This window comes from Streptomyces sp. NPDC094034 (assembly GCF_040303865.1).
In the GTDB taxonomy this organism is placed as follows: Bacteria; Actinomycetota; Actinomycetes; order Streptomycetales; family Streptomycetaceae; genus Streptomyces.
This window is the reverse complement of the sequence record NZ_JBEOUD010000032.1, coordinates 17797-43919: the sequence shown is the minus strand read 5'-3', so window position 1 is coordinate 43919 and position 26123 is coordinate 17797. Positions and strand designations below refer to the sequence as shown.

At 69.7% G+C, this 26123-nt stretch carries 23 protein-coding genes and 1 riboswitch; of the genes, 11 read left to right on the top strand and 12 right to left on the bottom strand.

Features of this window, described 5'->3' with window-relative positions:
• Positions 1-89: 89 nt before the first annotated feature.
• The 10 genes from ABTZ59_RS25655 to ABTZ59_RS25610 form a co-directional block, all read right to left on the bottom strand.
• Positions 90-923: a thioesterase family protein gene (locus tag ABTZ59_RS25655; RefSeq protein WP_351416316.1), complete on the bottom strand. Its 834-nt coding sequence runs from the start codon at positions 921-923 to the stop codon at positions 90-92.
• Positions 924-971: 48 nt separating this feature from the next.
• Positions 972-1640, bottom strand: coding sequence for a trimeric intracellular cation channel family protein (locus tag ABTZ59_RS25650; RefSeq protein ID WP_351416311.1), 669 nt, complete (start codon positions 1638-1640; stop codon positions 972-974).
• A gap of 152 nt (positions 1641-1792) precedes the next feature.
• The gene (locus tag ABTZ59_RS25645) at positions 1793-3004 is read right to left on the bottom strand and encodes an ABC transporter ATP-binding protein (RefSeq protein ID WP_351416306.1); all 1212 of its coding nucleotides are present in this window, start codon (positions 3002-3004) and stop codon (positions 1793-1795) included.
• Positions 3001-4053, bottom strand: coding sequence for an ABC transporter ATP-binding protein (locus ABTZ59_RS25640; RefSeq protein ID WP_351416301.1), 1053 nt, complete (start codon positions 4051-4053; stop codon positions 3001-3003). The genes ABTZ59_RS25645 and ABTZ59_RS25640 overlap by 4 nt, the downstream gene beginning before the upstream one ends.
• Positions 4050-5060 carry an ABC transporter permease gene (locus tag ABTZ59_RS25635; protein WP_351416294.1) on the bottom strand — a complete coding sequence of 337 codons (1011 nt, stop codon included), beginning with the start codon at positions 5058-5060 and terminating at the stop codon, positions 4050-4052. Before ABTZ59_RS25635 ends, ABTZ59_RS25640 begins: the two co-directional genes overlap by 4 nt.
• Positions 5061-5197: 137 nt before the next feature.
• Positions 5198-6958, bottom strand: coding sequence for an ABC transporter substrate-binding protein (locus ABTZ59_RS25630; RefSeq protein ID WP_351416287.1), 1761 nt, complete (start codon positions 6956-6958; stop codon positions 5198-5200).
• A gap of 42 nt (positions 6959-7000) precedes the next feature.
• The gene (locus ABTZ59_RS25625; protein ID WP_351416283.1) at positions 7001-7999 is read right to left on the bottom strand and encodes an ABC transporter permease; all 999 of its coding nucleotides are present in this window, start codon (positions 7997-7999) and stop codon (positions 7001-7003) included.
• 407 nt (positions 8000-8406) lie between these two features.
• On the bottom strand, positions 8407-9192 hold the full coding sequence (locus tag ABTZ59_RS25620; RefSeq protein WP_351416279.1) for an enhanced serine sensitivity protein SseB C-terminal domain-containing protein: 786 nt from the start codon (positions 9190-9192) through the stop codon (positions 8407-8409).
• Positions 9193-9456: 264 nt separating this feature from the next.
• Positions 9457-10197 carry an enhanced serine sensitivity protein SseB gene (locus tag ABTZ59_RS25615; protein ID WP_351416276.1) on the bottom strand — a complete coding sequence of 247 codons (741 nt, stop codon included), beginning with the start codon at positions 10195-10197 and terminating at the stop codon, positions 9457-9459.
• A 149-nt stretch (positions 10198-10346) separates the two neighbouring features.
• Positions 10347-11096: an AAA family ATPase gene (locus ABTZ59_RS25610; RefSeq protein WP_351416269.1), complete on the bottom strand. Its 750-nt coding sequence runs from the start codon at positions 11094-11096 to the stop codon at positions 10347-10349.
• Positions 11097-11267: 171 nt separating this feature from the next.
• A riboswitch (glycine riboswitch) is annotated at positions 11268-11365 on the top strand.
• A 153-nt stretch (positions 11366-11518) separates the two neighbouring features.
• Here ABTZ59_RS25610 and gcvT point away from each other — a divergent pair.
• From gcvT to ABTZ59_RS25560, 10 genes are all read left to right on the top strand, one after another.
• Complete coding sequence (gcvT, locus tag ABTZ59_RS25605; protein ID WP_351416264.1) at positions 11519-12709, top strand: glycine cleavage system aminomethyltransferase GcvT; 1191 nt, start codon at positions 11519-11521, stop codon at positions 12707-12709.
• A 106-nt stretch (positions 12710-12815) separates the two neighbouring features.
• Positions 12816-13193, top strand: coding sequence for a glycine cleavage system protein GcvH (gene gcvH / locus ABTZ59_RS25600; RefSeq protein WP_351416259.1), 378 nt, complete (start codon positions 12816-12818; stop codon positions 13191-13193).
• Between the two features lie 16 nt (positions 13194-13209).
• On the top strand, positions 13210-14478 hold the full coding sequence (glyA, locus tag ABTZ59_RS25595; RefSeq protein WP_351416254.1) for a serine hydroxymethyltransferase: 1269 nt from the start codon (positions 13210-13212) through the stop codon (positions 14476-14478).
• A gap of 176 nt (positions 14479-14654) precedes the next feature.
• Entirely contained in the window at positions 14655-16037 is a 1383-nt protein-coding gene (locus ABTZ59_RS25590) for an L-serine ammonia-lyase (protein WP_351416247.1), read from the top strand.
• 399 nt (positions 16038-16436) lie between these two features.
• Positions 16437-17759 (top strand): epoxide hydrolase family protein, encoded by a 1323-nt coding sequence (locus ABTZ59_RS25585; RefSeq protein WP_351416240.1) that lies wholly within the window; start codon positions 16437-16439, stop codon positions 17757-17759.
• A 244-nt stretch (positions 17760-18003) separates the two neighbouring features.
• Positions 18004-18435, top strand: coding sequence for a hypothetical protein (locus ABTZ59_RS25580; protein WP_351416232.1), 432 nt, complete (start codon positions 18004-18006; stop codon positions 18433-18435).
• 78 nt (positions 18436-18513) lie between these two features.
• Positions 18514-19134 carry an RNA polymerase sigma factor gene (locus tag ABTZ59_RS25575; protein WP_351416228.1) on the top strand — a complete coding sequence of 207 codons (621 nt, stop codon included), beginning with the start codon at positions 18514-18516 and terminating at the stop codon, positions 19132-19134.
• Positions 19135-19259: 125 nt separating this feature from the next.
• Complete coding sequence (locus tag ABTZ59_RS25570; protein ID WP_351416223.1) at positions 19260-20000, top strand: hypothetical protein; 741 nt, start codon at positions 19260-19262, stop codon at positions 19998-20000.
• 199 nt (positions 20001-20199) lie between these two features.
• Positions 20200-21537, top strand: coding sequence for a YncE family protein (locus ABTZ59_RS25565; RefSeq protein WP_351416220.1), 1338 nt, complete (start codon positions 20200-20202; stop codon positions 21535-21537).
• A 284-nt stretch (positions 21538-21821) separates the two neighbouring features.
• On the top strand, positions 21822-24038 hold the full coding sequence (locus ABTZ59_RS25560) for an N-acetylmuramoyl-L-alanine amidase (RefSeq protein WP_351416534.1): 2217 nt from the start codon (positions 21822-21824) through the stop codon (positions 24036-24038).
• Between the two features lie 98 nt (positions 24039-24136).
• On the opposite strand, the gene ABTZ59_RS25555 is transcribed toward ABTZ59_RS25560, so the two are convergent.
• Positions 24137-24544 (bottom strand): RidA family protein, encoded by a 408-nt coding sequence (locus tag ABTZ59_RS25555; protein ID WP_351416215.1) that lies wholly within the window; start codon positions 24542-24544, stop codon positions 24137-24139.
• Between the two features lie 117 nt (positions 24545-24661).
• Here ABTZ59_RS25555 and ABTZ59_RS25550 point away from each other — a divergent pair, with 117 nt between their 5' ends.
• Positions 24662-25042 carry a winged helix-turn-helix transcriptional regulator gene (locus tag ABTZ59_RS25550; RefSeq protein ID WP_351416209.1) on the top strand — a complete coding sequence of 127 codons (381 nt, stop codon included), beginning with the start codon at positions 24662-24664 and terminating at the stop codon, positions 25040-25042.
• Positions 25043-25157: 115 nt separating this feature from the next.
• On the opposite strand, the gene ABTZ59_RS25545 is transcribed toward ABTZ59_RS25550, so the two are convergent.
• Positions 25158-26099, bottom strand: coding sequence for a CopD family protein (locus ABTZ59_RS25545; RefSeq protein ID WP_503003628.1), 942 nt, complete (start codon positions 26097-26099; stop codon positions 25158-25160).
• Positions 26100-26123 lie beyond the last annotated feature (24 nt).

The window sequence follows — 26123 nt, the reverse complement described above, 5'->3', positions numbered from 1 at the left end:
GGGACCCGTCGGGCACGCAGCCGGTCCGCCGGAACGTCCGGTGTACAGCCGCGTTCCGGCCTCTCTGCGCGCGGGCCGCGCCGGACGGCTCACTCCCGTGGCGCGCGGGCCAGTTGGCGTGACTGCGCCACCAGCCGGTCGGCGCTGTCCCAGACCTCCGCGTCCTCCTCCAGGAAGCCACCGGCCAGATTGCGGGTGGTGATCGCCACCCGGAGGGGGCCAGGTGCCGGACGGCAGCGGATGTGCGTGGTCAGTTCGACGGTCGGGGTCCAGCCCGTCAGCCCCAGGTCGAAGGAAGTGGGCGGCAGCGCGTCGACGGTGAGGAGCAGTGAGTAGGGATCGGGGTCGCGGCCGTCCGCGAACTCGAACCACGCGCGCATCTCGCCCTGCCCGGAGGGCGCGCCCACCGCCCAGCCGATCGTGGCCGGATCGATGCGCATGGCGAGGCGGTCGAGCATCGAGAAGTCGCCGGGCGGCGGCGGGCCGACGTCCGTGCCGACGCACCGCTCAAGCGGCGGGATGAGGGGCGGCTTGGCGGCCGTGCGTACGTCGTCGGGCAGCGCGTCCAGATCCCCGTAGGAGCCGATGACCCGGATCCGTTCGACCTCGCGGCCGTCCTCGGCGATCTGGAAGAGGGAGGCCTGTCCGGTGGAGAGGGTACGTCCGGTCCGTACGGTGACGGTGCGCACCACGGCGGGGCCGGGCGTCGACGGTGTGAGGTAGTGGGCCGAGACGGCGAAGGGGTCGGCGTGCGGCAGCGCGTCGCCGAGGGCGCGGCCCATCAGCGCCAGCAGATAGCCGCCGTTGGCCGCGTTCATGATCGTCCAGCCCGGGGAGAGCTGTGCGTCGTAGACGCCCGGTTCACGGAGGGTGAGGGCGGTACCGCGGTCGAACTCGCTGTCACCGATGGTTGCCTGTGCCATGACAGGTAACCGTACAACAGGATTGTACTAAGCGGTAGCTTACGTAGCTCACAGAGCCGAGGGCTCCTCGGCCGCGGCCGAGCGCCGGTTCCAGGCACGCGGCGCCCGCCAGTGGAACCGCATCGCGAGCAGCCGCAGGACGAAGGCGGTCAGTACGGCGAAGGCGCTGGTCAGCCCGTTGAGCGCGTCGAAGCGTATGCAGAGCGCCACCATCGCGGCACCGACGATGGCCGGGACGGCGTACAGATCGCGGTCCCAGCGCAGCAGCGAGGGCACCTCATTGGCGAGAACGTCACGCAGCACACCGCCGCCGACCGCCGTGGCCAGCCCGAGCGCCGCCGATGCGGTGAGGCCGAGACCGTACTCGTACGCCTTGGTGGTGCCGGTCACGCAGAAGAGGCCGAGGCCCGCCGCGTCGAAGACATTGACCGCCCCTTGGATGCGTTCCACCTGGGGATGGAGGAAGAACACCAGCGCGGTGGCCACCAGGGGCATGGAGAAATAGCCGAGATCCGTGAAGGCCGCGGGCGGGACGGCCCCGATGATCAGATCACGGAGCAGGCCCCCGCCCAGCGCGGTGATCTCGGCGAGTACCGCCATACCGAAGACATCGAAGTTCTTGCGTACGGCGAGGAGGGCGCCGGATATCGCGAAGACGAAGATCCCGGCGAGGTCGAGCGCATGCTGGACAGAAGGTGTGAAGAGGTCGTGGAGCACTCGGACATTGTGCGGGATCGCCGGGACACGCCCCGAAGGACGGTCCCGGCATAGGCGTCCCGGCATAGGCGTCCCGGCACAGGCGTCCCGGCACAGGCGTCCCGGCACAGGCGTCCCGGTCCCGAGCGCTCAGGCTCGGGACCGGGGAGCCACTACTCCTTGCCCGGGCTCTTCGCGTCCTCGGCGGGCGCCTCGGCGGCGGCCTCGCCGGTGGCCGGGGCGTCGTCCGGGGTCGCGTCCGGCGCCTGCCCCGCCAGCTCCACCGTCTCCCGCGCCGCCACCGACACCGTGTCCTTCGGACGCTGGTCGGGGGCGTTCTCCGGGTGGTGGCAGGCCGCCTGGTGGCCCGGCGCCAGCTGGATCAGCGGCGGCTCGGTCGTCTTGCAGACCTCCGTCGCCTTCCAGCACCGGGTGTGGAACCGGCAGCCGCTCGGCGGCGAGATCGGCGACGGCACATCGCCCTTGAGCAGGATCCGGTCGCTCTTCCCGCCGCGCCTGCTCGGGTCGGGCACCGGTACCGCCGAGAGCAGCGCCTTCGTGTACGGATGCTTCGGCGACTCGTACAGCGACGTACGGTCGGCCAGCTCGACGATCTTGCCGAGGTACATCACCGCGATCCGGTCCGAGACATGGCGGATGACCGAGAGGTCATGCGCGATGATCACGTACGTCAGACCCAGCTCGTCCTGGAGGTCGTCCAGCAGGTTCACCACCTGCGCCTGGATCGACACGTCCAGCGCCGAGACCGGCTCGTCCGCGACGACCAGCTTCGGGTTGAGCGCCAGGGCGCGGGCGATACCGATGCGCTGGCGCTGGCCGCCGGAGAACTCGTGCGGGTAGCGGTTGTAGTGCTCGGGGCTGAGGCCGACCAGCTCCAGCAGCCGCTGCACCTCCTTCTTCACACCGCCCTCGGGCTCGATGCCCTGGAGCTTGAAGGGGGTGCTGACGATCCCGCCGATGGTGTGGCGCGGGTTCAGCGAGCCGTACGGGTCCTGGAAGATCATCTGTACGTCGCGGCGCATCGGCCGCAGCGCTCCGGCGGACAGATGCGTGATGTCCCGGCCCTCGAACTCGACCTTTCCGCCGGTCGGTTCGAGCAGCCGCGTGATCAGCCGGCCCATGGTCGACTTGCCGCAGCCCGATTCGCCGACGACGCCCAGGGTCTCGCCGGGGCGCACGTCGAAGGTGAGTCCGTCGACCGCCTGGACCGCTCCGACCTTGCGCTTCAGCAGGCCCTTGGTGATCGGGAAGTGCTTGACCAGGCCGCTGACCTTGAGGATCGGCTCGGGCCCTGAACTGTCGGACCCGGACGCGGATCCGGCCCCCGACTCCTGCTCCGGAATCTTCTTCTTCAGCTCAGTCACAGCTTCGGCGCAATCTCTTCGGTCCAGATCTGTTCCCGCTCCGCCGCCGACATGTGGCAGGCGGAGAAGTGCCCGTCGGTGATCTCCCTCAGGTCCGGACGCTCGGTGCGGGTGAGGTTGTCCTTGGGGACGTCGGCGTACGGGCAGCGCGGGTGGAAAGCACAGCCGGACGGGACGTTGATCAGACTGGGCGGGGTTCCCTTGACCGGCACCAGCCGGTCGGTCTGCTCCCGGTCGATGCGGGGCATCGAACCGAGCAGGCCCCAGGTGTAGGGGTGCTGCGGCTGGTAGAAGACCTTCTCGGCGGAGCCGCGCTCGATACAGCGCCCCGCGTACATCACCAGCAGGTCGTCCGCGATCTCGGCGACGACACCGAGGTCGTGGGTGATGATGACGACCGCCGAGCGAAACTCCTTCTGGAGGTCCCGGATGAGGTCGAGGATCTGCGCCTGGACCGTCACGTCCAGGGCGGTCGTCGGCTCGTCGGCGATCAGCAGCTCGGGGTTGTTCACCAGCGACATGGCGATCATCGCGCGCTGGCGCATACCGCCGGAGAACTGGTGCGGATAGTCGTTGAAGCGGCGGGCCGGCTCGGGGATCCCGACCCGGTCGAGCATCTCGATGGCCCGCTTCTTGGCGGTCTTCTTGTCGACCTTGTTGTGGACGCGGTGCGCCTCCACGATCTGCGCGCCGATGCTGTAGTACGGGTGCAGCGCGGACAGCGGGTCCTGGAAGATCATCGACATCTTGTGGCCGCGCAGCTCGCGCACGCGCTCGGGGCCCGCGCCGATCAACTCCTCGCCGTCCAGCCAGATCTCACCGGAGATCCGGGCACGCTCGGAGTTGTGCAGCCCCATGATGCCCAGTGAGGTCACGGACTTCCCGGAGCCGGACTCACCGACGATGCCGAGGGTCTTGCCCGCCTGGAGGTCGAAGCTGACGCCGTCGACGGACTTCACGAGACCGTCGTCGGTGTTGAAGTGGATACGGAGGTCCCGTACGGAGAGGAACGAGCCGCCCGCGTCCTTCGTCGTGCGCACGTCGCTCATGAGAGCCTCACCCGGGGGTCGATCGCGGCGTACACGAGGTCCACCAGCAGATTGCAGAAGACGATGAAGAAGGCGGCGACCAGCGTCACACCCATCACGATGGGCAGATCGCTCTTGGTCACGCCCTGGATGGCGTACGCGCCCATCCCCTGGAAGGAGAAGACGCGCTCGGTGATGACCGCGCCGCCCAGGAGCAGCGCGAAGTCCATGCCGAAGATGGTGACGAGCGGGGTCAGTGCGGCGCGCAGGCCGTGCTTGACGACCACCTGACGCTCTCGCAGACCCTTCGCCCGCGCGGTTCTGATGTAGTCCTCGCCCATGGTCTCCAGCATCCCGGCGCGGGTGAGCCGCGCGTAGAGGGCGGAGTACAGGAAGGCGAGGGTGCACCAGGGAAGGATGAGGTTCCACGCCCATTCGCCGGGGTTCTCGGAGAAGGGCACGAATTCGAGGTTCTCCCAGATCGTCCAGTGGAAGCTGAACAGGGCGAGGGAGACCAGGCCGGTGAAGAACATCGGCAGCGAGACGCCGGCCAGGGCGATGCCCATGGTCAGCCGGTCGAAGATCGAGCCCCGCTTGAGCGCGGAGAGGACACCGATCGCGACACCGGAGACGACCCAGATGACCGCCGCGCCGATGGCCAGCGAGAAGGTGACCGGGATGCGCTGGACGATCTCGGGCCAGACCTCGACATGTGTCTTGAAGGAGTAGCCGAAGCACGGTGCATGGCACACCGAGGGGTTGGGGCCGAGGTTGTACTCGGCGCCGACCACGATGGCCTTGATGAAGTGCCAGTACTGAAGGTAGAGCGGATCGTCCAGTCCCAGGTTCGCCTTGATGGCGGCGATGGCGGCGGGATCGGCGCCCTTACCGACGTACTGGGCGGCCAGTGAATCGGTCGTCTGGCCGCCCAGCCGGGGCACCAGGAAGAAGATCGCGAACGTGACTGCGCTGACCACCAGCAGCAGCAACACCGCGGCGAATACGCGTCGGATGATGTACGCAGCCACAGCCGTGCGGTGTCGGGTCGTGGGGGCGGGGTGCGCCCGTACGACCCGACACCTTCACCTGCCTTTCGGGGGGTGCTGTTTGATGTAACAGGTGTTACTGAGTGTGTTACCGAATGTGCTGTGAGGGTCCCGCGGACTTACTTGGACGAGCTCATCAGCACGTAGTCGTACATACCGAGGTACGACTCGGCGACGGTGACGTTGGTCGCCGACTCCGGGCGGTAGAGCAGGTTCTTGCGGTAGAAGAGCGGAACCGCCGAGGCGTTCTCCATGACCAGCTTGTCGACCTCGCCCCACTTGTCACCGCGGGCGGTGGCGTCGAGGGTGCCGATACCGTCGGTCAGCGCCTTGTTGATCGTCGGGTCGTTCAGCTCCATCAGGTTCGTGCCACCGGACGGCTTGATGGCCGCGCCGTTCACGATCTGGTCGAGGAAGCCGTACCCGGTCGGCCAGTCGGCGCCCCAGGCCATCATCATCAGACCGGCGTTGTTGTCGTGGACCCACTTCGGGGAGCCCGCGAAGTCCGTGAAGTACTTGTCGGCCGGGAACTGCTTGATGTCGGCGGTGATGCCGATCGCCTTCAGGCTCTGCTGGATCTGCGTCGCGGCCAGGACCTCGTCGGGACGGTCGGAACGCGCCGTCAGCGAGGTCTTGAAGCCGTTCGGCTGACCGCACTTGGTGAGCGCGTCCTTGGCCTTGGCGGCGTCGCCCTTGTTGCCCGGGGTCGGGTACAGGTCGAACTTCTTGTACCCGGCGACCGACGGCGGGATCATCGTGGAGGCGGGCTCGCCCTTGACCGCACCGCCGATGGCGTCGACCACACCGGCCTTGTTCACGGCGTACTGCACGGCCTTACGGCAGTCGATGTTGTCGAACGGCTTCACCTTGACGTTCATCGCCAGGTACTGGAGCGCGCCCGCGTAGGGGTTGTCCGTCTTGGCCTTCTCGTCGGCCTTGACGAGCACCTTCGGCTGCGTCTTGGACTGGAGCCCGGTGCCGCCGATGTCCGCGGTGATCGAGTCGCTGAGCAGGTGCTCGTCGATCGTCGAGGCGTTGACGTTGAACTTCAGCTCGATCTTGTCCGGCAGCGCCTTGCGGATCGGGTCCGACGCCGGGTCCCACTCGGGGTTGCGGGAGAGCGTCGCGCCGCGGCTCTCGCTGTACGAGTCGAACTTGTACGGGCCCGAGGACACGATGTTCTGGACGTACTCGGCACCCTTGTCGGCCTTCTGCGGGACCGGGGCCGTCTGCGAGAACGCGGCCAGGTAGTCCATGTCCGCGAACGGCTTGTTCAGCTTGAAGGTGATCGTGTACTTGTCCGGCGTCTCGATGGACTTGAGACCCTCGGGGGACTTGTCCTTGTACGGTCCCTGGTACTTCTCGCCACCCTCCAGGTACGACTTGAAGTACGTCGGGCCGTTGGAGAGGGCCTCGGGCGCGAAGTTGGAGCGCTCGATGGCGTACTTGACGTCCGCGGAGGTGATCTCGGTGCCGTCCTGGAACTTGACGCCCTTGCGGAGCGTGTACGTCCAGGTCTTGGCGTCGGGGCTGCCCTTGCCGAGCGAGGTCGCCAGGTCGGGAACGACCTGGAGGCCCTCCTTGCCGGCGGCCGGCTTGAACGTCACCAGGGAACGGCCGTACAGGCGGGAGAAGTTCTGCACCCAGCCGTAGTACGTGTTGCCCGGGTCCAGGGAGTCCGGGCCACTGGAGTGCTCGTACGTGACCGTCCCCCCCTTCTTGGTGCTGGCGTTGACGATGCTGCTCAGTCCGGCATCGGCCTTCGCGCTGCCGCCCCCATTGCCGTCCTTGTCCTTGCTGTCACCGCTGCCGCAGGCGGTCGCACCGAGCGCCAACGCCAGCGTGACGGCTATGGCCGATGCTGTCTTTCTGCTGTTCACCTGAGGAAAGCCCCCTCGATCGATGGTGCGGCGAGGCCGCGATTATTTGCCACGGGGGTCGAGTGCGTCACGCAGCCCGTCCCCCAGCAGATTGAAGGCCAGCACGGTGACGAAGATCGCCATGCCGGGAATGATCATGAACATCGGGTCGACCTGGTACAGATCGACCGCGGTGGACAGCATGCCGCCCCATGAGGACTGCGGCGGGGCGATACCGACGCCGAGGAAGCTCAGGGAAGCCTCGAAGAGGATGTTGGTGGGGATCAGCAGCGTCGAGTAGACCAGGATCGGCGCGATCAGGTTGGGCAGCAGCTCCCGGAAGAGGATGAACGGGCCGCGCGCGCCGAGCGACCTGGCCGCCTCCACGAACTCCCGCTCCCGCAGGCTGAGTGTCTGCGCGCGCACGATACGGCCGATGTACGGCCAGCTGAAGAAGCCGATGACGAAGATCAGTACGGCGATGCGCAGCGAGAGCCCTTCGAGCCCGAACACGCTGCCCTGGAGCGACGCGGAGATGGAGATCGCGAAGAGGAGCAGCGGGAAGGCGAGGAAGGTGTCCATCATGCGGCTGATCGCGCTGTCGACCCAGCCGCCGTAGAAGCCCGCCACGACGCCCATCACGACACCGATGACGACGGAGAGCAGCGTGGACCCGGCCGCGACGACCAGGGAGACCCAGGAGCCCTCGATGATGCGGGCCAGGATGTCCCGGCCCGTCTGTGGTTCGACACCCAGGGGGTGATCCCAGCTGATGCCGCCGAAGCTGCCCTTGGGCGCGAGCAGCACGGGATCGACGAGGTCCTGGTTGAAGGCGTTGGGGTCAAGACCGAAGACCGACTGGAGCGGTTTGGAGAGTACGGCGACAAGGACGAGCAGGATCACGACGACGCCGCCTGCCATGGCGACCTTGTCCCGCTTGAAACGCGTCCACGCGATCCGGCCGAGCGAACGGCCCTCGATCTGCTTGCCCCCGGCGCCTTCCAGCACCGCTTCCGGCTGCGCCTGCGCCGCCGACCCGGTGGTCTCGATAGGTGCCGTCATTGCGCTGGAGACCCCTCTCGGCCGACGGTGGCCGGCCCATGACCGCCGCTGTAGCGGCGCTTTCACTTCACATGTCGCATGGTGGTCCCCCGGAAAATGTGGGGGGAACCGCTTCTGTCAGCGCATCGCACACTAGGCCGAGTCCACCTGCTGCAGGGAGTCTTCAGTCCTTTCGCGATCACCCGCCAGCCCTCACAGGGAATGTTTGCTCAACCGTGATGCGATCCGAGGGTTACCGTTATCCGGACGTTGTGATCTTCTCAGCGGACCATCTCGGCCACTATTCCCCCAGATCGGACATGGCGCCCAACTGCCCCCATACGACGGGTAACCGGTGCGTGCGTGCGCCGCCGCACGGCGCCGTACCCCGATGCCGTACCCCGATGCCGTACCCCGCGCGGTGCCGCTCAGTATGCGCGGGTGGCCGGCGGCGGGTAGCCGTATCCCGGAGACGGCGCGGGCGCGGCATGCGCCTCACGGTCGTAGAAGGGCCTGGTGTTGGCGCGCAGCCACATCGTGACCGGGTCGTACTCGTCGGACATCGCGACCGTCGAGACCGGCAGCCCGTCCGGAACCGCGGCGATGGACTGCCCCATCATCGTCCGTACGGAGTCGACGGAGGCCGGGCCCGTGTCGTACAGGTCGAGGCCGATCGCGAGATACGGGGCGCCGAGGGCCGGCTGCACCCAGGCACGGCGCAGGGAGCGCACGGCGGGCGTGCGGTGCGCGTTCTGGGTCAGCTGGGCGTAGAACTGCGGAAGTTCGATGGCGGGCTCGGAGAGCCTGAGCGGTCCCGCGGGCATCCGGTCGAGACCGGTGGCGATCCGGCGCAGATCGAGCCAGGGGATGCCGACACCGCCGCCGGGAGCGTGCGGATTGAGCCAGATCCCCCAGCGGTCGGGGTAGAGGGCGCGGGCGATGTCGCGCCCCGAGACCACTTCGTGGGCCCGTGTCCAGCCGCTGACCGCCAGCTCCTGGGCGGAGGTGACGCACGGGGCGTATCCCAGGCCGTCGACCTCCATGTTGCCGTACTGGGCCTCGGGCGATCCGGCGCGGCCGTGCCAGAGCAGCATCCAGACACTGTCGTCGGCGAGCGCCTGGAGCAGCGCCTCGTACGCGTCGTAACGTCCCGGCGTCACCTGGCGCAGCATGTGCTCGACCTGCCCGGCCGCCGCGGTGCCTGACGCGCTCACTCTGGGTCCCGCCCCTCTTCGATCCACCACTCGTCCAGCCCCCCGACAGTCCGCGCGTCCGCGGGCGCCCGGCGCGGTCCGCCGCGGGAAGGGCGACCCGCCGGGCACACGGTGCGGCGGCCCAGCCATCAAACCAGCTTAGGGGGGCTTCCTGACACAGACTTGACGACCGGCGCGCCCGCCAGAGGGGCGCGGGCGTGGCCGGTCTCTTTCCCTGTCCGCCCGTGGTCGCCGGCTCGTACCGAATGCCCGTTCCGCCCGCGACTATGCGTGGGCGCGCTGATAGAACGGCCGCACCTTCTCCAGCAGCCAGTCGCCGACCGGGTCCTGGGCCACGTCCAGCAGGACGAGATTGACGGGCCAGCCCACCGTGACCCGGCCCAGTGCCCGGCCGAGCGCGTCCATGGGGGCGTTACGGTCCGCGGCCTCCCAGGAGGAGAGCTGGACACCGATGTAGAGCGCGGGGGGCTCGCCCTCGACGCTGGCGAGCGCGCGGCGGGCCGAGAGCACCACGCCGGAGGTCTCGAACTCGGCTCCGGCGGCGGAGAGGAACTCGACCGGGTCCTCCTGCCAGTCCGGCTCGAAGAGCCGCACCCGGCCCCCGCTCGCCGGGCCGTCGAGCGGCGTACGCCCCACCCGGCACAGCGCGGCGACGGCCGGTGGCGGCAGCGGCATCCCGACGACACCGCCCGGGTTCACCGCGATACCGAGTTGCGGAGGCAGCCCCCGGGCGAAGTCACGGGCGGGAGCGACGGTGAAGGCCATATGGGATCCGACGCACTGGAGGAACTGCTGCTCGGAGCTGAAGACCGGGACATAGGGGATGCCGTCGATCTCCAGCGTCGGCAGATCGAGGTTGGGGCTGTCGGGACCGCCGCCCTGGGGCAGCGGCACCCAGACCTCGCTGCGTCCCAGGACCTCGACGAGCCGTCCGCCCGCCGCGTCGGCGCCGAGCGAGGCCATGAGCACCTCTTCCAGCTCGTTGCCCGGCCATGCTGTGTTCACCGTGCTCTCCTTCGCCACCCTCGCCCCCGCGGCAGCACCTTAAACCGAGGGCCGGTTCCCGCGCCGCCCCCGAACGGCTCCGTCCGTCCGGCCGGTTGGCCGGATCCCGTCCCTGGCTCGGCGCTCGCGCGCACGGGCGGGGCGGCCTCTCAGTCCGCCCGGGTGGCCGGGAACGCGATCCGCTCCAGTGCCGCCGCCGCGTCCCGGTCGAGGAGGACCGCCGAGGCGCAGCCCCCGGGGAGGCGGCCTGTCTCGGCGTCGGCGAGCAGGCGGCGGACCGCGCGGCGGTGCCGGGCGAAGGCATAGCCGGACACGCCCCGGCCGCGCTCCCGCTGGCCCTCGCGCGCCACCTCGGGCGAGACGTCCAGCAGGACGAGATGGAGCCGGCGGCCACGCCTGCGTGCCTCACGGGCCAGCCAGCGCCGTACCCAGGTCTGCGTACCGCAGTCATGGACGACGACGCTCCCGCCGGAGCCGAGCGCGTGCCACAGGCCCGCGTAGTGCGCTATCCGGACGAGCGGGCGGTAGACGGCGTAGGGCAGGGCGCCCGGCAGCCGGCGCGCCCAGCGGTCCCTGGTGTCCTGGGAGTCGATACCGGTGGCCTCGGCGGCCCGCCGGATCAAGGTCGACTTGCCGCTGCCCGGCAGCCCGGAGACGACCACCAGATCGCCTTCCGCGAAGACCAGGCTCTTCGTGCCGCGTCCTCGCGCGCCGCCCGCCGCCGCGGGACCCCGCCCCCGTAGATCGCGGACGACCCGCGCGAGGCGGGCCGCGCCGTCCCGGAGGGTGCCCTCCCGGGCCGTGCCGTCCGGGGCCGGTGCGCCGGGCCCCGCGGCCGTGCCCGTCTGTGTGGGCACCCCCGCGGTCGTCGGGTACGTGTCGGACCCCTGCGACATCATCGCCGTCCCCCTGTCAGCTCAGTCGGCCTGGCCCATGACCCTTGCCCAAGAAGTGTAAAGAAATGGTAATGCGCCACAAGCTTTTTACGGGGGTCGGCGAGTTGCGGACCGGGCGTCCCGCTCGGCGGCGATGCGTGCGATGATGTGCCCGCCAACTGCATACCGGCCGTTTGAATCCGCGCGGGAGAGTCCCGGTCACCGTGTGCGCCGGGCGCCGAAGGAGCAAGTTCCTCCCTTGAATCTCTCAGGCCCCGTACCGCGTGGATGAGGCAGATCTGAAAAGCGGGCCGCAGCTCTGCGGCTCCACCCAAGGTGCAAGTCACGACCGCTCTCTTTGATACGGGTGGCCGTGATGAACCTCTCAGGTTCCGATGACAGATGGGGAGGATCGTCCTCGCCGTCATGCCCTGGGAGTCACACCGATGAGCCATGTCCCCCCGAGCGGCACCAGCACGCCCGGCACCTCCGGCGCCCCCGCCACCACGGGCGCCCCTGGAGCCCCGCGTCTCACCGCCCTCGATGCCACGCACCGCGCGCTGGGCGCGACCATGACCGACTTCGCGGGCTGGGACATGCCGCTGCGGTACGCGAGCGAGCGGGACGAGCACCAGGCCGTCCGCACCCGCGCGGGTTTGTTCGATCTCTCCCACATGGGTGAGATCACGGTCTCGGGACCGGCGGCCGGTGACCTCCTCGACTACGCGCTGGTCGGCAATATCGGGGCCGTCGCCGTGGGCCGCGCCCGCTACACCATGATCTGCCAGGAGGACGGCGGAATCCTGGACGATCTGATCGTCTACCGTCTCGGCGACGACACCTTCATGGTCGTCGCCAACGCCTCCAACGCCCAGACCGTGCTGGACGCGCTGACCGCCCGCGCCGAGGGGTTCGACGCGGCCGTACGCGACGACCGGGACGCGTACGCGCTGCTGGCGATCCAGGGCCCCGAGTCCCCGGGCATCCTGAAGTCGCTGACCGACGCCGATCTGGACGGGCTCAAGTACTACGCGGGCCTGCCCGGCACCGTCGCCGGTGTCCCCGCGCTGATCGCGCGTACCGGCTACACCGGCGAGGACGGCTTCGAGCTGTTCGTCGAGCCCCGGTACGCCGAGGGCCTGTGGCAGGCGCTGACCGAGGCCGGCGAGAGCGTCGGTCTGGTGCCCTGCGGGCTGTCCTGCCGCGACACCCTCCGTCTTGAGGCCGGAATGCCGCTGTACGGGAACGAGCTGTCCACCGCGCTGACCCCGTTCGACGCCGGCCTCGGCCGGGTCGTGAAGTTCGAGAAGACCTCGAACGGCGGCGCCTTCGTCGGCCGCGAGGCCCTTCAGGCCGCCGCCGAGCGCGCCGCGTCCGCCCCGCCCCGCAAGCTCGTCGGCCTGATCGCCGAGGGCCGCCGGGTCCCGCGCGCCGGGTACCAGGTGGTCGCGGACGGCGCCGTCGTGGGCGAGGTCACCTCGGGCGCCCCCTCGCCGACCCTGGGCAGGCCGATCGCCATGGCGTACGTGGACGCCTCGCACGCGGCGCCCGGCACGGCGGGCGTCGGCGTCGACATCCGCGGCTCCCACGAGCCGTACGAGGTCGTGGCGCTGCCGTTCTACAAGCGCCAGAAGTGATACGGACGTCAGCACACCCCTCGGTCGTGTCCGCGACCCGGGCGCCGTCTCGGTCCGTAAGACAGCTGTTCCGCACCACACCCCCGCGTACAGGAGAATTCAGATCATGAGCAACCCCCAGCAGCTGCGCTACAGCAAGGAGCACGAGTGGCTGACGGCCGCCGAGGACGGTGTGTCGACGGTCGGCATCACGGAGTACGCGGCGAACGCCCTCGGCGATGTCGTGTACGCCCAGCTTCCTGAGGTCGGTGAGACGGTGACCGCGGGCGAGACCTGCGGGGAGCTGGAGTCCACCAAGTCCGTCAGCGATCTGTACGCCCCGGTGACCGGCGAGGTCACCGAGACGAACCAGGACGTCGTGGACGATCCCTCACTGGTGAACTCCGCCCCGTTCGAGGGCGGCTGGCTGTTCAAGGTACGTGTCACGCAGGAGCCCGACGACCTGCTCACCGCCGATGAGTACACAGAGTTTTCCGGCAACTGAGACCCCAGGGACCGTGATGTCTTCGAAGTCGATTCTGAACGCCTCGCTCCATGAGCTCGACCCCGACGTCGCCGCCGCTGTCGACGCCGAACTCCACCGCCAGCAGTCCACGCTCGAAATGATCGCCTCGGAGAACTTCGCTCCGGTCGCGGTCATGGAGGCGCAGGGCTCCGTGCTGACGAACAAGTACGCCGAGGGCTACCCCGGCCGCCGCTACTACGGCGGCTGTGAGCATGTCGATGTGATCGAGCAGATCGCCATCGACCGGGTGAAGGCGCTCTTCGGCGCCGAGCACGCGAACGTACAGCCGCACTCCGGCGCCCAGGCGAACGCGGCCGCGATGTTCGCGCTGCTCTCCCCCGGCGACACGATCATGGGTCTGAACCTCGCGCACGGCGGGCACCTGACCCACGGCATGAAGATCAACTTCTCCGGCAAGCTCTACAACGTCGTCGCGTACCACGTCGACGACAAGACCGGCCAGGTCGACATGGCCGAGGTCGAGCGGCTGGCCAAGGAGTCCCGTCCGAAGCTGATCGTGGCCGGCTGGTCGGCGTACCCCCGCCAGCTGGACTTCGCCGCCTTCCGCCGGATCGCGGACGAGGTCGGCGCGTATCTGATGGTGGACATGGCGCACTTCGCCGGGCTGGTCGCCGCGGGCCTGCACCCCAACCCGGTGCCGCACGCGCATGTCGTCACGACCACCACGCACAAGACCCTCGGCGGTCCGCGCGGCGGTGTGATCCTCTCCACCAAGGAGCTGGCGAAGAAGATCAACTCCGCGGTCTTCCCGGGCCAGCAGGGCGGCCCGCTGGAGCATGTCATCGCGGGCAAGGCGGTCTCCTTCAAGGTGGCGGCCACGGACGAGTTCAAGGAGCGCCAGCGGCGCACCCTGGACGGCGCCCGGATCCTCGCCGAGCGGCTGGTACAGCCGGACGTCACCGAGGTGGGCGTCTCCGTGCTCTCCGGCGGTACGGACGTGCACCTCGTGCTCGTCGATCTGCGCGACTCGGAGCTGGACGGCCAGCAGGCCGAGGACCGGCTCCACGAGATCGGTATCACGGTCAACCGCAACGCCGTCCCGAACGACCCGCGCCCCCCGATGGTCACCTCGGGCCTGCGGATCGGCACGCCCGCGCTGGCCACCCGCGGCTTCACCGACGAGGACTTCACCGAGGTCGCCGAGATCATCGCGGCGGCCCTGAAGCCCTCCTTCGACCGCGAGGCGCTGGCCGGCCGGGTCACCGCGCTCGCCGAGAAGCACCCGCTGTACCCGGGCCTGTAGCCATCCGTACGGCCTGAGTTACGGGGCACCGCGCACACTGGACCGTGCGGCGCGGTGCCCCGCACCACGTTCCCCGCGTGTCACCGTCATCCCCGCACCACGTTCCCCCGCGTGTCACCGTCATCTCCGCACCACCCGGCAGACAACGGCGTCTACCAACCAGCAAGGAGTTCCCCGTGGCCATCTCGGTCTTCGACCTGTTCTCGATCGGAATCGGCCCGTCCAGCTCCCATACGGTCGGTCCGATGCGCGCGGCGCGGATGTTCGCGCGCCGGCTCAAGAACGAGGGCCTGATCGCCCACACCGTCTCGATCCGGGCCGAGCTGTACGGCTCGCTCGGCGCGACGGGCCATGGCCACGGCACCCCCAAGGCCGTGCTCCTCGGCCTGGAGGGCAACTCACCGCGCACCGTCGACGTGGAGAGCGCGGACGGCCAGGCGGAACGTATCCGCGAGAGCGGCCGGCTCAATGTGCTCGGCATGCACGAGATCGCCTTCGACGCCGACAAGGACCTGGTCCTGCACCGCCGCAAGACCCTGCCGTACCACGCCAACGGCATGACGGTCTTCGCGTACGACGCGGCCGGCGCCGTGCTTCTGGAGAAGACGTACTACTCGGTGGGCGGCGGCTTCGTCGTGGACGAGGACGCCGTCGGCGAGGACCGGATCAAGCTCGACGACACCGTGCTGAAGTACCCCTTCCGCACCGGCGACGAGTTGCTGCGACTGTCGTCCGACACCGGTCTGTCGATCTCCGCGCTGATGCTGGAGAACGAGAAGGCCTGGCGCACGGAGGACGAGATCCGCACCGGGCTACTGGAGATCTGGCGCGTGATGCAGGCGTGCGTCTCGCGCGGGATGGCCCGCGAGGGCATCCTGCCCGGCGGTCTCAAGGTCCGCCGCCGCGCGGCCCATTCGGCACGTCAGCTGCGCGCCGAGGGCGACCCGCAGGCGCACGCCATGGAGTGGGTCACGCTCTACGCGATGGCCGTGAACGAGGAGAACGCCGCGGGCGGCCGCGTCGTCACCGCCCCCACCAACGGCGCCGCGGGCATCATCCCGGCCGTACTGCACTACTACATGAACTTCGCGGCCGGCGGCGCCACGGAGCAGGAGAAGGACGAGAACGTCGTCCGCTTCCTGCTCGCCGCGGGCGCCATCGGCATGCTCTTCAAGGAGAACGCCTCCATCTCCGGCGCCGAGGTCGGCTGCCAGGGCGAGGTCGGCTCGGCCTGCTCCATGGCCGCGGGCGCCCTCGCGGAGGTCCTGGGCGGCAGCGCCGAACAGGTCGAGAACGCGGCCGAGATCGGCATGGAACACAACCTGGGCCTGACCTGCGACCCGGTCGGCGGCCTGGTCCAGATCCCGTGCATCGAGCGGAACGGCATGGCGGCGGTGAAGGCGGTCACGGCGGCGAAGATGGCGCTGCGCGGCGACGGCAGCCACAAGGTCTCCCTGGACAAGGTCATCAAGACCATGAAGGAGACGGGCGCGGACATGTCGGTCAAGTACAAGGAGACGGCGCGCGGCGGGCTCGCGGTGAACATCATCGAGTGCTAGGTCCTGTCCGGGGCGCGTCGTGAAGTCCCGCCCGCCCGGCGGGCGGACCGCGTTGCTTCGAAGACACGCCCCAGGGGATCCGACCGCGCCCCTCGGCCACCACCGGCAGTGCGACCGGGGCGAGTTGACCACGCTCCGGGAACGCCTCGCGCAGCACCGAGCCCCAACAGTCCAATTTGCGCGCTTACGTATAGATAAGTATCGTTACGGCTGGTAATGCGAATGTCGGATCAACGCCAGTCGCTCCGCACACGTGAAGAGCGACTCGGCCGGCCCGCGACGCGAATGCCCGGTGCGCGGAGTTCAGCTGCGCGCACCGGCTGAAGGGCCCGCCGGAAAGCGCCCTTGTCCGCGCATTCCACCGGTCCGGACCCCGGAACACACCGAGGGAGGTCCATCATGTCGGAGATTCTCCGGTCGTATTCGCGCCGCAAATTCCTCTACACGTCGAGCGCGGCCGTGACCGCCGCGGCGACAACGGGAGGGTTCGGGCTGTGGTCGTGGGGAGAAGCGGGCAAGCCGATCACGCTGAGCGAGAGGCAGAGCGTCCGACCGTTCCGCGTGAACATCCCGGAGAAGGTCCTGACGGACCTGCGGCAGCGCATCGTCGCGACGCGGTGGCCCGACCGGGAGACCGTCGACGACAGCTCCCAGGGCGTGCGGTTGGCCACGATGAAGGAACTCACCCACTACTGGGCGACGAAGTACAACTGGCGCGACGTCGAGGAACAGCTCAACTCCCTGCCGATGTACATAACGGAGATCGACGGACTGGACATCCAGTTCATCCACGTCCGCTCCCGCCACACCGACGCCCTGCCACTCATCCTGACCCACGGCTGGCCCGGCTCCATCCTGGAGTTCCTGAAGGTCATCGGACCGCTCAGCGACCCGACGGCGCACGGCGGCCGGCCCGAGGACGCGTTCCACCTCGTCATCCCGTCGATGCCCGGCTACGGCTTCTCGGAGCGGCCGACGACCACCGGGTGGAACCCCGACCGCATCGCGCGCGCCTGGGTCACGCTGATGGAGCGTCTGGGCTACAAGCGGTTCGTCTCCCAGGGCGGCGACTGGGGTGCGGTCGTCTCGGACAAGATGGCCGCGCAGCGGCCCGCCGGACTGCTCGGGATCCACGTCAACTTCCCAGCCACCGTCCCGCCGGACATCACCAGGAAGCTTGCCTGCGGTGACCCTGTCCCGACGGGGCTGACCCCCGACGAGAAGGCGGCCTACAACAAGCTGGCCACCTTCTACGCGAGGGGATCCGGCTACTCGGCCATGATGGTCACCCGACCGCAGACCGAGGGGTACGGCATCACGGACAGCCCCGCCGGCCTCGCCGCCTGGATGTACGACAAGTTCGCGGCGTGGACGTACAGCGGCGGCCACCCCGAGCGCGTCCTCACCAAGGACGAGATGCTCAACGACATCACCCTCTACTGGGTGACGAACACCGCGGTCTCGTCGTCCCGTCTGTACTGGGAGAACAACGCGAACAACTTCAACGCGGTGTCGATCTCCGTCCCGGCCGCCATCACCGTGTTCCCGGGCGAGATCTACCAGGCCCCGCACACCTGGGCGTCGCGCGCGTACCACGACCTGTTCTACTACCACAAGGTCGACGACGGCGGGCACTTCGCCGCCTGGGAGGTCCCGGACATCTTCACGAAGGAACTCCGGGCCGCGTTCGGGAAGCTGCGCGGATCGGCGGCGGGTAAGTAGGGCTGCCGGCCACAGCATCAGGGCCCGGGGCCCGCGACACCGGTCGACCCACCCGTGACCGGCCCCGAGCCCCGGCTTCGCCCTCGCCGCCGCGGAAAAGACGCAAAGGTTGTACGCGGTCGTTGAGTTCGCCGTGTGTCGATCGACACACCCATGACCCGTGATGTTCACGGTGCGGCATCCGCTTGAGCAACTGGGGGAGCCGCGCTGGGAGTTCCCCCGCAACGAGCGAAGGGTGGGACTCATGGACACAGTGGACGGACAGGTGCCGCGCGCGGGCGAGATGCGTCCGTACGCGACGGTCTTCGTCGCCCGCGTCATCGCCCAGCACCGGCTCCCGCTCGACTACTCCGTGCGCAGTCTGCGTATCGTCGACTTCCTGGTCGACGGGCTCCGCAAGGGCGGGGCCGACCGGGAGCGAGTACGCGACGCGCTTCTCAGCCTCGGGGCGTACGTCGGTGAGGTGCTGGTGCGGCGTGCCGGAGCGGTGTGGGTGGACTTCGACGCCACCCAGCGCGCCTACTTCGGCCAGCCCGTCGGCGTGCGTATGCCCGACGGTCGTGTCTGGAACCCCCTCGGCAAGGTCCTCAACCGCTTCGAGGTGGGTGGTCCCGGGGAGTCGCTCCAGATCTTCTACCTGATGCTGCATGGAAGGGCCCGGCAGGCGGCGGCCTGATGATCACGGGACGTGGACACGGCCGAACCGTGTCGCACGACGCGAAGTGCTACGAACTCGGTGCGAACGGGGACAGTTTTGGGCCACGGAAGGGAGCCCCGGCACACACGGGCGTACGACGAGGAGTTGGGCGCGGCAGTGGCGCGGGCCCAGAACGGCGACGAAGCCGCGTTCGCGTCCGCCTACCGGGTCATACAGCCCGGGCTGCTCGGTTATCTGCGGGGGCTCGTCGGTGACGACGCCGAGGACGTGGCCTCGGACGCCTGGCTGGAGATCGCCCGTGACTTGGGACGGTTCAAAGGGGACGGGGCCGGTTTCCGCGGCTGGACGGCGACCATCGCCCGGCACCGGGCCCTCGACCATCTGCGCCGTCGGCGGGTACGCCCCCAGCCTGTCATCCTCGAACAGGACGTACTCGTCGAGCTGCCCGATCCGCACACCACTCATGACCAGGCGCTGGAGTCCCTTTCCACCGCGCAGGCCCTGGCTCTGATCAGCTCGCTGCCGCGCGACCAGGCCGAGGCCGTGCTCCTGCGCGTCGTCGTCGGTCTCGACGGCCCCGCCGCCGCCCGTGTCCTCGGCAAGCGGCCCGGTGCGGTGCGCACCGCCGCGTACCGAGGGCTGAGACGCCTCGCACGCCAGCTCGGAGCCGCCGCTGTGACGGAAGAGAAGCGTCACACGCTGGGTCAGTCGACATGAACTATCACGGCGCCGGAGACAACGACGGACCGAACCGTCGTCGGGCAGGAATGGGCACGGGCATGGGTGATCGACAGAGCTACGGCAGAATGTGGGGCCGTCGACGCACATCTCGCGACAGCCGTGTGCGCGGGACCGCGGATGAGGCCGAGGGCGCCGTACTGGAGCCGCTGCTGGCCCGCGCGCTGATCGAGGACGACACGACCGCGGAGGCCGAGCAGCGCGCGACGGCCGCGTTCCGCGCCGCCCGTGACGCGGGAACGCACGAGGACGCGCGGACCCGGCAGTGGGACGACTGGCGGCCGAAGAGGCCCGGTGCGACACGGCGGTCGTTGAAAGCCACCATCGCCCTGTTCGTCACCGGCCTGTCCTTGGGCGGCGTCGCGGTCGCAGGCGTTGGCGCGGGTTCGGACGCTCCTGCCGCGGACCCGAAGGACGAGGTCCGCGAACGACAGCGTCCGTCGCCGAGCGCCCCCGAACACTCCGCCGCGGAGCCGGACACGACGAAGTCCGGTGTGCCCCGCGCCTCCGTCGATTCGGGCCGCCCGGCAACGGCGAAGGACACCGAGGCCCACTGCCGCGCGTACGAGTCGGTCAGGAGCCGGGGCAACGCGGTGAACTCGACGGCCTGGCAACGGCTGGTCACGGCCGCGGGCGGCGCGGAGAACGTCGCCGCTTACTGCGCCGATCAGTTGGCGCGGGCCGAGAAGGGCGAGAAGGACGGGAAGGACGGGAAGTCGGGCACGTCGGGTGGGAGCACCAAGGGCGGCCCCACCGCCAAGAAGCCGAAAGACGCGGCCGACAACGCACCCAACAGCAACGGCAACAGCAACAGCAACAGCAACAACAACAACAAGGACAAGTAGCGCCGCGAGCGAGTACGGCGAGCGCTTCGGCCGCGAGCCCGGGGCCACCGGGGGACACCCGGGGGACGCGAACGGGGACACGGACGGGGAGGCGGACGGGGAGGCGAACCCTCGCCTCCCAGTGACACATGTCCGTCGCCCCGCGCTCTTTGAACGGGAGGTCAATGACGGCCCCCAACTCCAGAGAGGTCTTTTCCACTTGCGCATCCACAAACGCACCGCCGCCGCGCTGGCAGTGACACTGATCGGCTCGCTGACCCTGATCGGGGCGGGGACGGTGACGGCCGCGGCCGAGGAGACGAGTGTGGCGCTGCCCAGCGCCTCGTTCCGGGACATCGTCGTCGACGGAGTGCACGACCGGGTGTTCGTCAGCGACCCGGCCGGCGGCAGCATCGTCGTCACCGACTACGCGGGCTCGGTCGTCCGGCAGATCACCGCCGAGGAGGGGGCCGCGGGCCTCGTGCTCTCGGCGGATTCCAGCAAGCTGTACGTGGCCCTGTCGACGGTCGGCGCGATCGCCGAGATCGACACCGCCACCCTGACCGAGACCAACCGCTACCCGACCGGCGCGGACACCTCGCCCCAGACCCTGGCGATGGCGGGCGGCACGCTGTGGTTCGGCTACACGGTCGGCAGCAGCGGCGGCATCGGCTCGCTCGACGTGGCCTCTCCCGCCCCGGCGGCGACGCTCGTCCCCAGTGGCCGGTACTGGTACTACGCCCCGGCCCTGGCGTCGTCCCCCGCCGACCCGAACGTCCTGGTGGCGGGCGAGGAGGGCGTCAGCCCGGCCACCCTGGCGGTCTACGACACGGCGACCGGCGGACTACAGAAGCGCGCCGAGCGCCTCTTCACCTCGTCGCCGTCGATCGCGTTCCTCAACGACTTCGCGGTGACGGCGGACGGCCAGAACATCGTCGTGGCGGCGAACAACCCGTCCGAGCACCAGATCGTCCGCCTGTCGGACCTGTCGGCGAACGGGTTCTACTCCAGCTGGCAGTTCCCGAACGCGGTGGCCGTGGCGACCGACGGAACGGTGGCGACCGGCGCGGACGGCGACTTCGTGAAAACCTACCGCCCGGGCTCCACTTGGCCGGCGCTCCACGAGTACGTGGTGAACGACATCCAGCGCGACGGCCTCGCCTGGGCCCCGGACGAGAACCGCCTCTTCGCCGTCACGGGCCTGTTCTACGGCAGCGCCCCCACGCTCCATGTCCTCCCGGACGCCGGCAAGCTGGACACGGCCCTCGGCTTCGAGGCCCCCGCGACCTCCCGCAAGGGCAAGGACCTGACCATCACCGGCCGGCTGTCGGCGGCGGAGCCCTTCCCGGCGGGCACGACGGTGGATGTGACCCGCACGGACGCGGCACACCCGACCGCCACTCCGGTCGGCACCTTCCCCGTCTCCACGGCGACGGGCGAGTTCACGTTCACGGAGCGCCCGAACGAGACGGGTGACATCACCTATACCGCCACATACAACGGCGACGGCCAGCACCTGCCGGCCACGAGCCGGACGACGGTGACGATCACCAAGTAGCCGCCCGGAGTACCGGTGGTTCCCTCTGTCGTGACAGGGGGAACCACCGCGTTCCGGACGTCATCTCGGAGCCGGCCGCGAAGTGATCGCCGTCACTCTTCTCCCCGCGGCCGTGACGATTCCCGACCGACGTGCGCTGTGGGAATGGGTCATGCGTGTGACGTATGTGCCCCACGTTACTTTTCTCCAGTTTTCTTCTGACTTTCTTCTGCGGCCTTTCCGGCCTGCTTTGGGGTGGATGCATCTTGAGTCGTCGTACATCGCATGCGTACAGACCGCTGAGCCTGAAGCGACGGGCGTGGCTGACGCTCGGTGCGGTGGTGCTGGGGGGCGGGGGCGTGGTGACCTACGCGGTCGCCGACCCGGCCGGCCAACCCGGCGCACAGGGCCGGGCCAAGCGGCCGGTGAAGGTCTACGACCTGACGCTGAAGAGCACCGCGAGCGGCAAGCGGGAGCTGCCGAACACGGACACCCAGCAGTTCTCGCTGCTCGGCGTCTCCTGGACGGGCGCCGCCAAGAAGCTGCACGGCACCGCTGAGGTGCGTACCCGCGACAGCGAGACCGGCGAGTGGACCGCCTGGCGGGATCTTGACGCGGCAGCCAACCCGGTGGCGGCCCCTGAGGCCGGCCCGGACGCGCGCGGCGCGTCCGAGCCGCTGTGGGTCGGCCCCTCCGACGGCGTCCAGGTCCGGGTCGTCGATGAGGACGGGACCACCAGCTCCGGCCTGCCCAAGGGGCTCCAGGTCAACCTGGTCGACCCGGGGGTGGCCACCACCGCCGAGATGAAGGCCGGCGGCAGCGCGGCCGAGCCGGCCGCGTTCGTGGCGGAGACACCCGGCGCCGCGGACTCCACGTCGCCGACTCCGCCGACTTCGACTTCGCTGTCGCCGACGGCTACCGCTACGGGTTCGCCCTCGCCGACGGCTACGGCGAGCGCGTCCGCGAGCCCGTCCGCCTCCGCCACACCCTCGGCGCCGCCGTCCACCGTGCCCCGGCCACCGATCACCTCGCGCGCCGGCTGGGGCGCGGACGAGTCGATCAGCCCCGACGCACCGGAGTACAACGCGGACGTGAAGTCCGTGTTCGTCCACCACACCGCCGGGACCAACGACTACTCCTGCGCCGACTCGGCGTCGATCGTCCGGGGCATCCACGCGTACCACGTCCAGGTCAACGGCTGGAAGGACATCGGCTACAACTTCTTCGTCGACAAGTGCGGCACCCTCTTCGAGGGCCGCAAGGGCGGTGTCGACATGCCGGTGCTCGGCGCTCACGCCTACGGCTGGAACCGCGAGTCCACGGGCATCTCCGTCCTCGGCGACCACACGTCCACCAATGCCTCCAGCGCCGCGCTCGCCTCCATCGCCCGCGTGGCGGCCTGGAAGCTCGGCCAGTACGGCGCCGACCCGGCCGGGACCACCCAGCTCACCGCCGGCGCCACCCAGAAGAACTACTTCGGCGCCGGCTTCACCGCGGGCAGCACGTACACCTTCCAACGGATCACCAGCCACCGTGACGGCTACAACACCCAGTGTCCCGGCGGTTCCCTCTACGTCCAGCTGCCGGCCATCCGCGCCTTGGCGGGCGGCCCGGTGCAGGGTCTGAAGGCCACCTCGGTCGACGGCGCGGCCCTTTCGGGCTCGACGTACTACGCCAAGGGCGCCATCACCGTGAAGTGGACGGCGACCACACCGGCCGCGCTCATCAAGAGCTTCGAGCTGCTGGTCGACGGCAAGGTCGCCGCCACCACCTCGGGAGCCGCCACCTCGGCCGGCGCCACCCTGGCCCTGGGCAGCCACACCGTGGCCGTGCGGGCGGTACACCAGTCCGGAAGGACCGCCACCAGTGCCGCGCTGAGCGTCGTGGCCGAGACGACCGCACCGACCTTCACCACCAACCCGACGCTCTCCCTGCGCACCGGCACCGTCAACACCACCGCCGTCCCGGTCACCCTCGGCTGGAAGGCCGCGGATGACAAGGCACTGCGTCAGGTGAGCCTGCTGTCTCCGGCCACGGCCACCTTCGGCCCGACCACCACGAGTTCCAGCCGGACCGCCACGTCGGGCACCGCCACCACCTGGTCGATGCGGGCCTACGACTACGCCGGCAACTACCGCACGTCCTCCCCCGCGTACACCCCCGTGATCCTCCAGGAGAGCTCCGCCGTCAAGTCCGGCAGCTGGACCACCCGCTCCTCCACCAGCTATCTGGGCGGCAAGTCCTACTCCAGCGCCGCCAAGAACGCCAGTCTCACCTGGACCTTCACCGGTCGCTCCGCCGCCTGGGTGGTCTCCCGCGCCTCCGGCTCCGGCCAGGCATACGTCTATGTCGACGGCGCCAAGGTCGCCACGGTCGACCTGAAGTCCACCGCCACCCTGTACCGAAACGCGATCTGGACCAAGACCTGGCCCAGCAGCGCCAAACACACCGTCAAGATCGTCGTGGTCGGTACCAGCGGCCGTCCCACGATCACCACCGACGGCCTCGTCCACATCAAGTAGGCCCGGGCCCCGGCAAGGCGTCGGCCCTCGTGACCCGATCGCGGTCGCGGGGGCCAATGCCTTGCCCGGCGCCGGAGAGCGTCCCCAGGGACGGATGGTCAGTCGATGACCGCGGTGGCCTCGACCTCGACCAGATGGGCGGGCACGTCCAGTGCGGCGACGCCCAGCAGCGTGCCCGGCGGTACGGGGGTGGTGCCCAGCTTCGCGGACGCGCGAGCGACCCCCTCCAGGAACAGGGGCATCTTGTCGGGGGTCCAGTCGACGACGTACACGGTCAGCTTCGCCACATCGTCGAAGGAGCCCCCGGCCTCGGCCAGCGCCGTGCCGATGTTGAGGTAGCACCGCTCGACCTGGGCGGCGAGATCGCCCTCGCCGACCGTCTTCCCGTCCGCGTCCCAGGCGACCTGCCCGGCGATGAAGACCAGCTTCGATCCGGTCGCGATCGACACCTGCCGGTAGACATCGATCTTCGGCAACCCGCTGGGATCTACCAGGGTGATGGCCATGTCACGCGCCTCCTTGTCACGAGCCCGGTGGCCCGTGGTCTCTTGTGGTTAGTTGAGAACCGTAGGAGAGTCAACGCTGACATGGAAGAACGCACTTTTCGGTGACTGGGGAACCTGATGGTGACCAAGGAGTACACGGGCTCGCCCGACGAAGCCGACTTGACGCGCGCGGACTCCCTGGCGCGGGAGATCTTCTCGGACGTCGCCAACAAGTGGGCGTTGTTGATCATCGAGTCCCTCGGTGACCACACCCTGCGCTTCAGCGAGTTGTGCCAGGAGATCGAGGGCATCAGCCACAAGATGCTCACCCAGAACCTGCGCATGCTGGAGCGCAACGGGCTGGTCGAACGGACGGTGCACCCCACCGTGCCGCCGCGGGTCGAGTACACCCTGACCGAGCCGGGGCGGGGGCTGCGGGAGACGGTCGACGGAATGTGCGACTGGACCCATCGATACCTCGGCCATATCGAGGCCTCCCGCCACCGCTTCGACGCCTGACGGACCGGACCAGCGGCCCGGCGGACCCGGCGAACCGCCGGACCCGGGCGACGGTCCCGGACGGGGTCCCGGGCGGCGTCGCGGACGGCGGATCCGGGAATCGTCGGACAGCCCGTCAGCGGGTGCTGAGCCAGTGCGGGTCGGGGACCACCGTCAGGATCGCCGACAACAGGACGATCACCGCCAGCACGGCCAGTTCGGCACGGGCGGGAGGCCCCGCGTCCGCGCCGCCGCGCAGCCGCCGTCTGGCGGTCAGGGCGAGTCCGCTCACGACCGCGACCAGCAGCAGTTTGGCGATGAGCACCCGGCCGTACGCCGTGCTGATCACGACGTCGACCGGGAGCCTGCGGAGGGTGGAGAGCGTTCCGGTCGCGGCGAGCGCGGCGAAGAGCCAGCCGGCGAGCCGGGCGTAACGGCCGAGCACCTGGCGGGCATCGGCCGGATCGCTCCGGCGCAGCCACATCGTGCGCAGTACGTACAGCAGCCCGCCGGTCCACAGCGAGGCCGCGGTCAGATGGACGACGGTGAGGGCGGTGCCCAGCATCGGGGTGTACGGCTCCGGGTGCGCCCGCAGGGCCTCCGCGCCGACGACCACGGCCAGGGGCGCGAGGGCCGCCAAGGGGCGGTTCACGGCGACACAGCCGGCCGCCAGCAGAAAACCGTTGGCCATGAAGAGCAAGAGGCGGCCCTCGACGGTGCCGTACACCGCGGTGATGTCGAGGCCGCTCACGGACGCGAGCAGGATGATCTGTCCCGCCGAGGCGGCGGCCCCGGTCAGCGCGGCGGCGAGCGCCCAGCGGCGTGGCACGGGGCCGGAACCGGCGAACCGGGCACCGGCCAGCTCGCCGAGGTGGAGCGCGAGCCCGGCGAAGACGGCGACGCGCAGCGCGGTGGTGCCGCCCGCGCCGGGTATGCGCAGTTCGCCGGTCCCGCGCGAGGCCAGGCCCGCACCGAGCAGGACGACCAGCGCGGCGAACAGGACGCCGCCGGCTATGAGGGCGGCCCTGCGGCCGGCCGAGCCGGTGGCTTCTTCAACGGACGAACCCGGATATATCACGGCTTGATCATCTCTGCCCGGCGC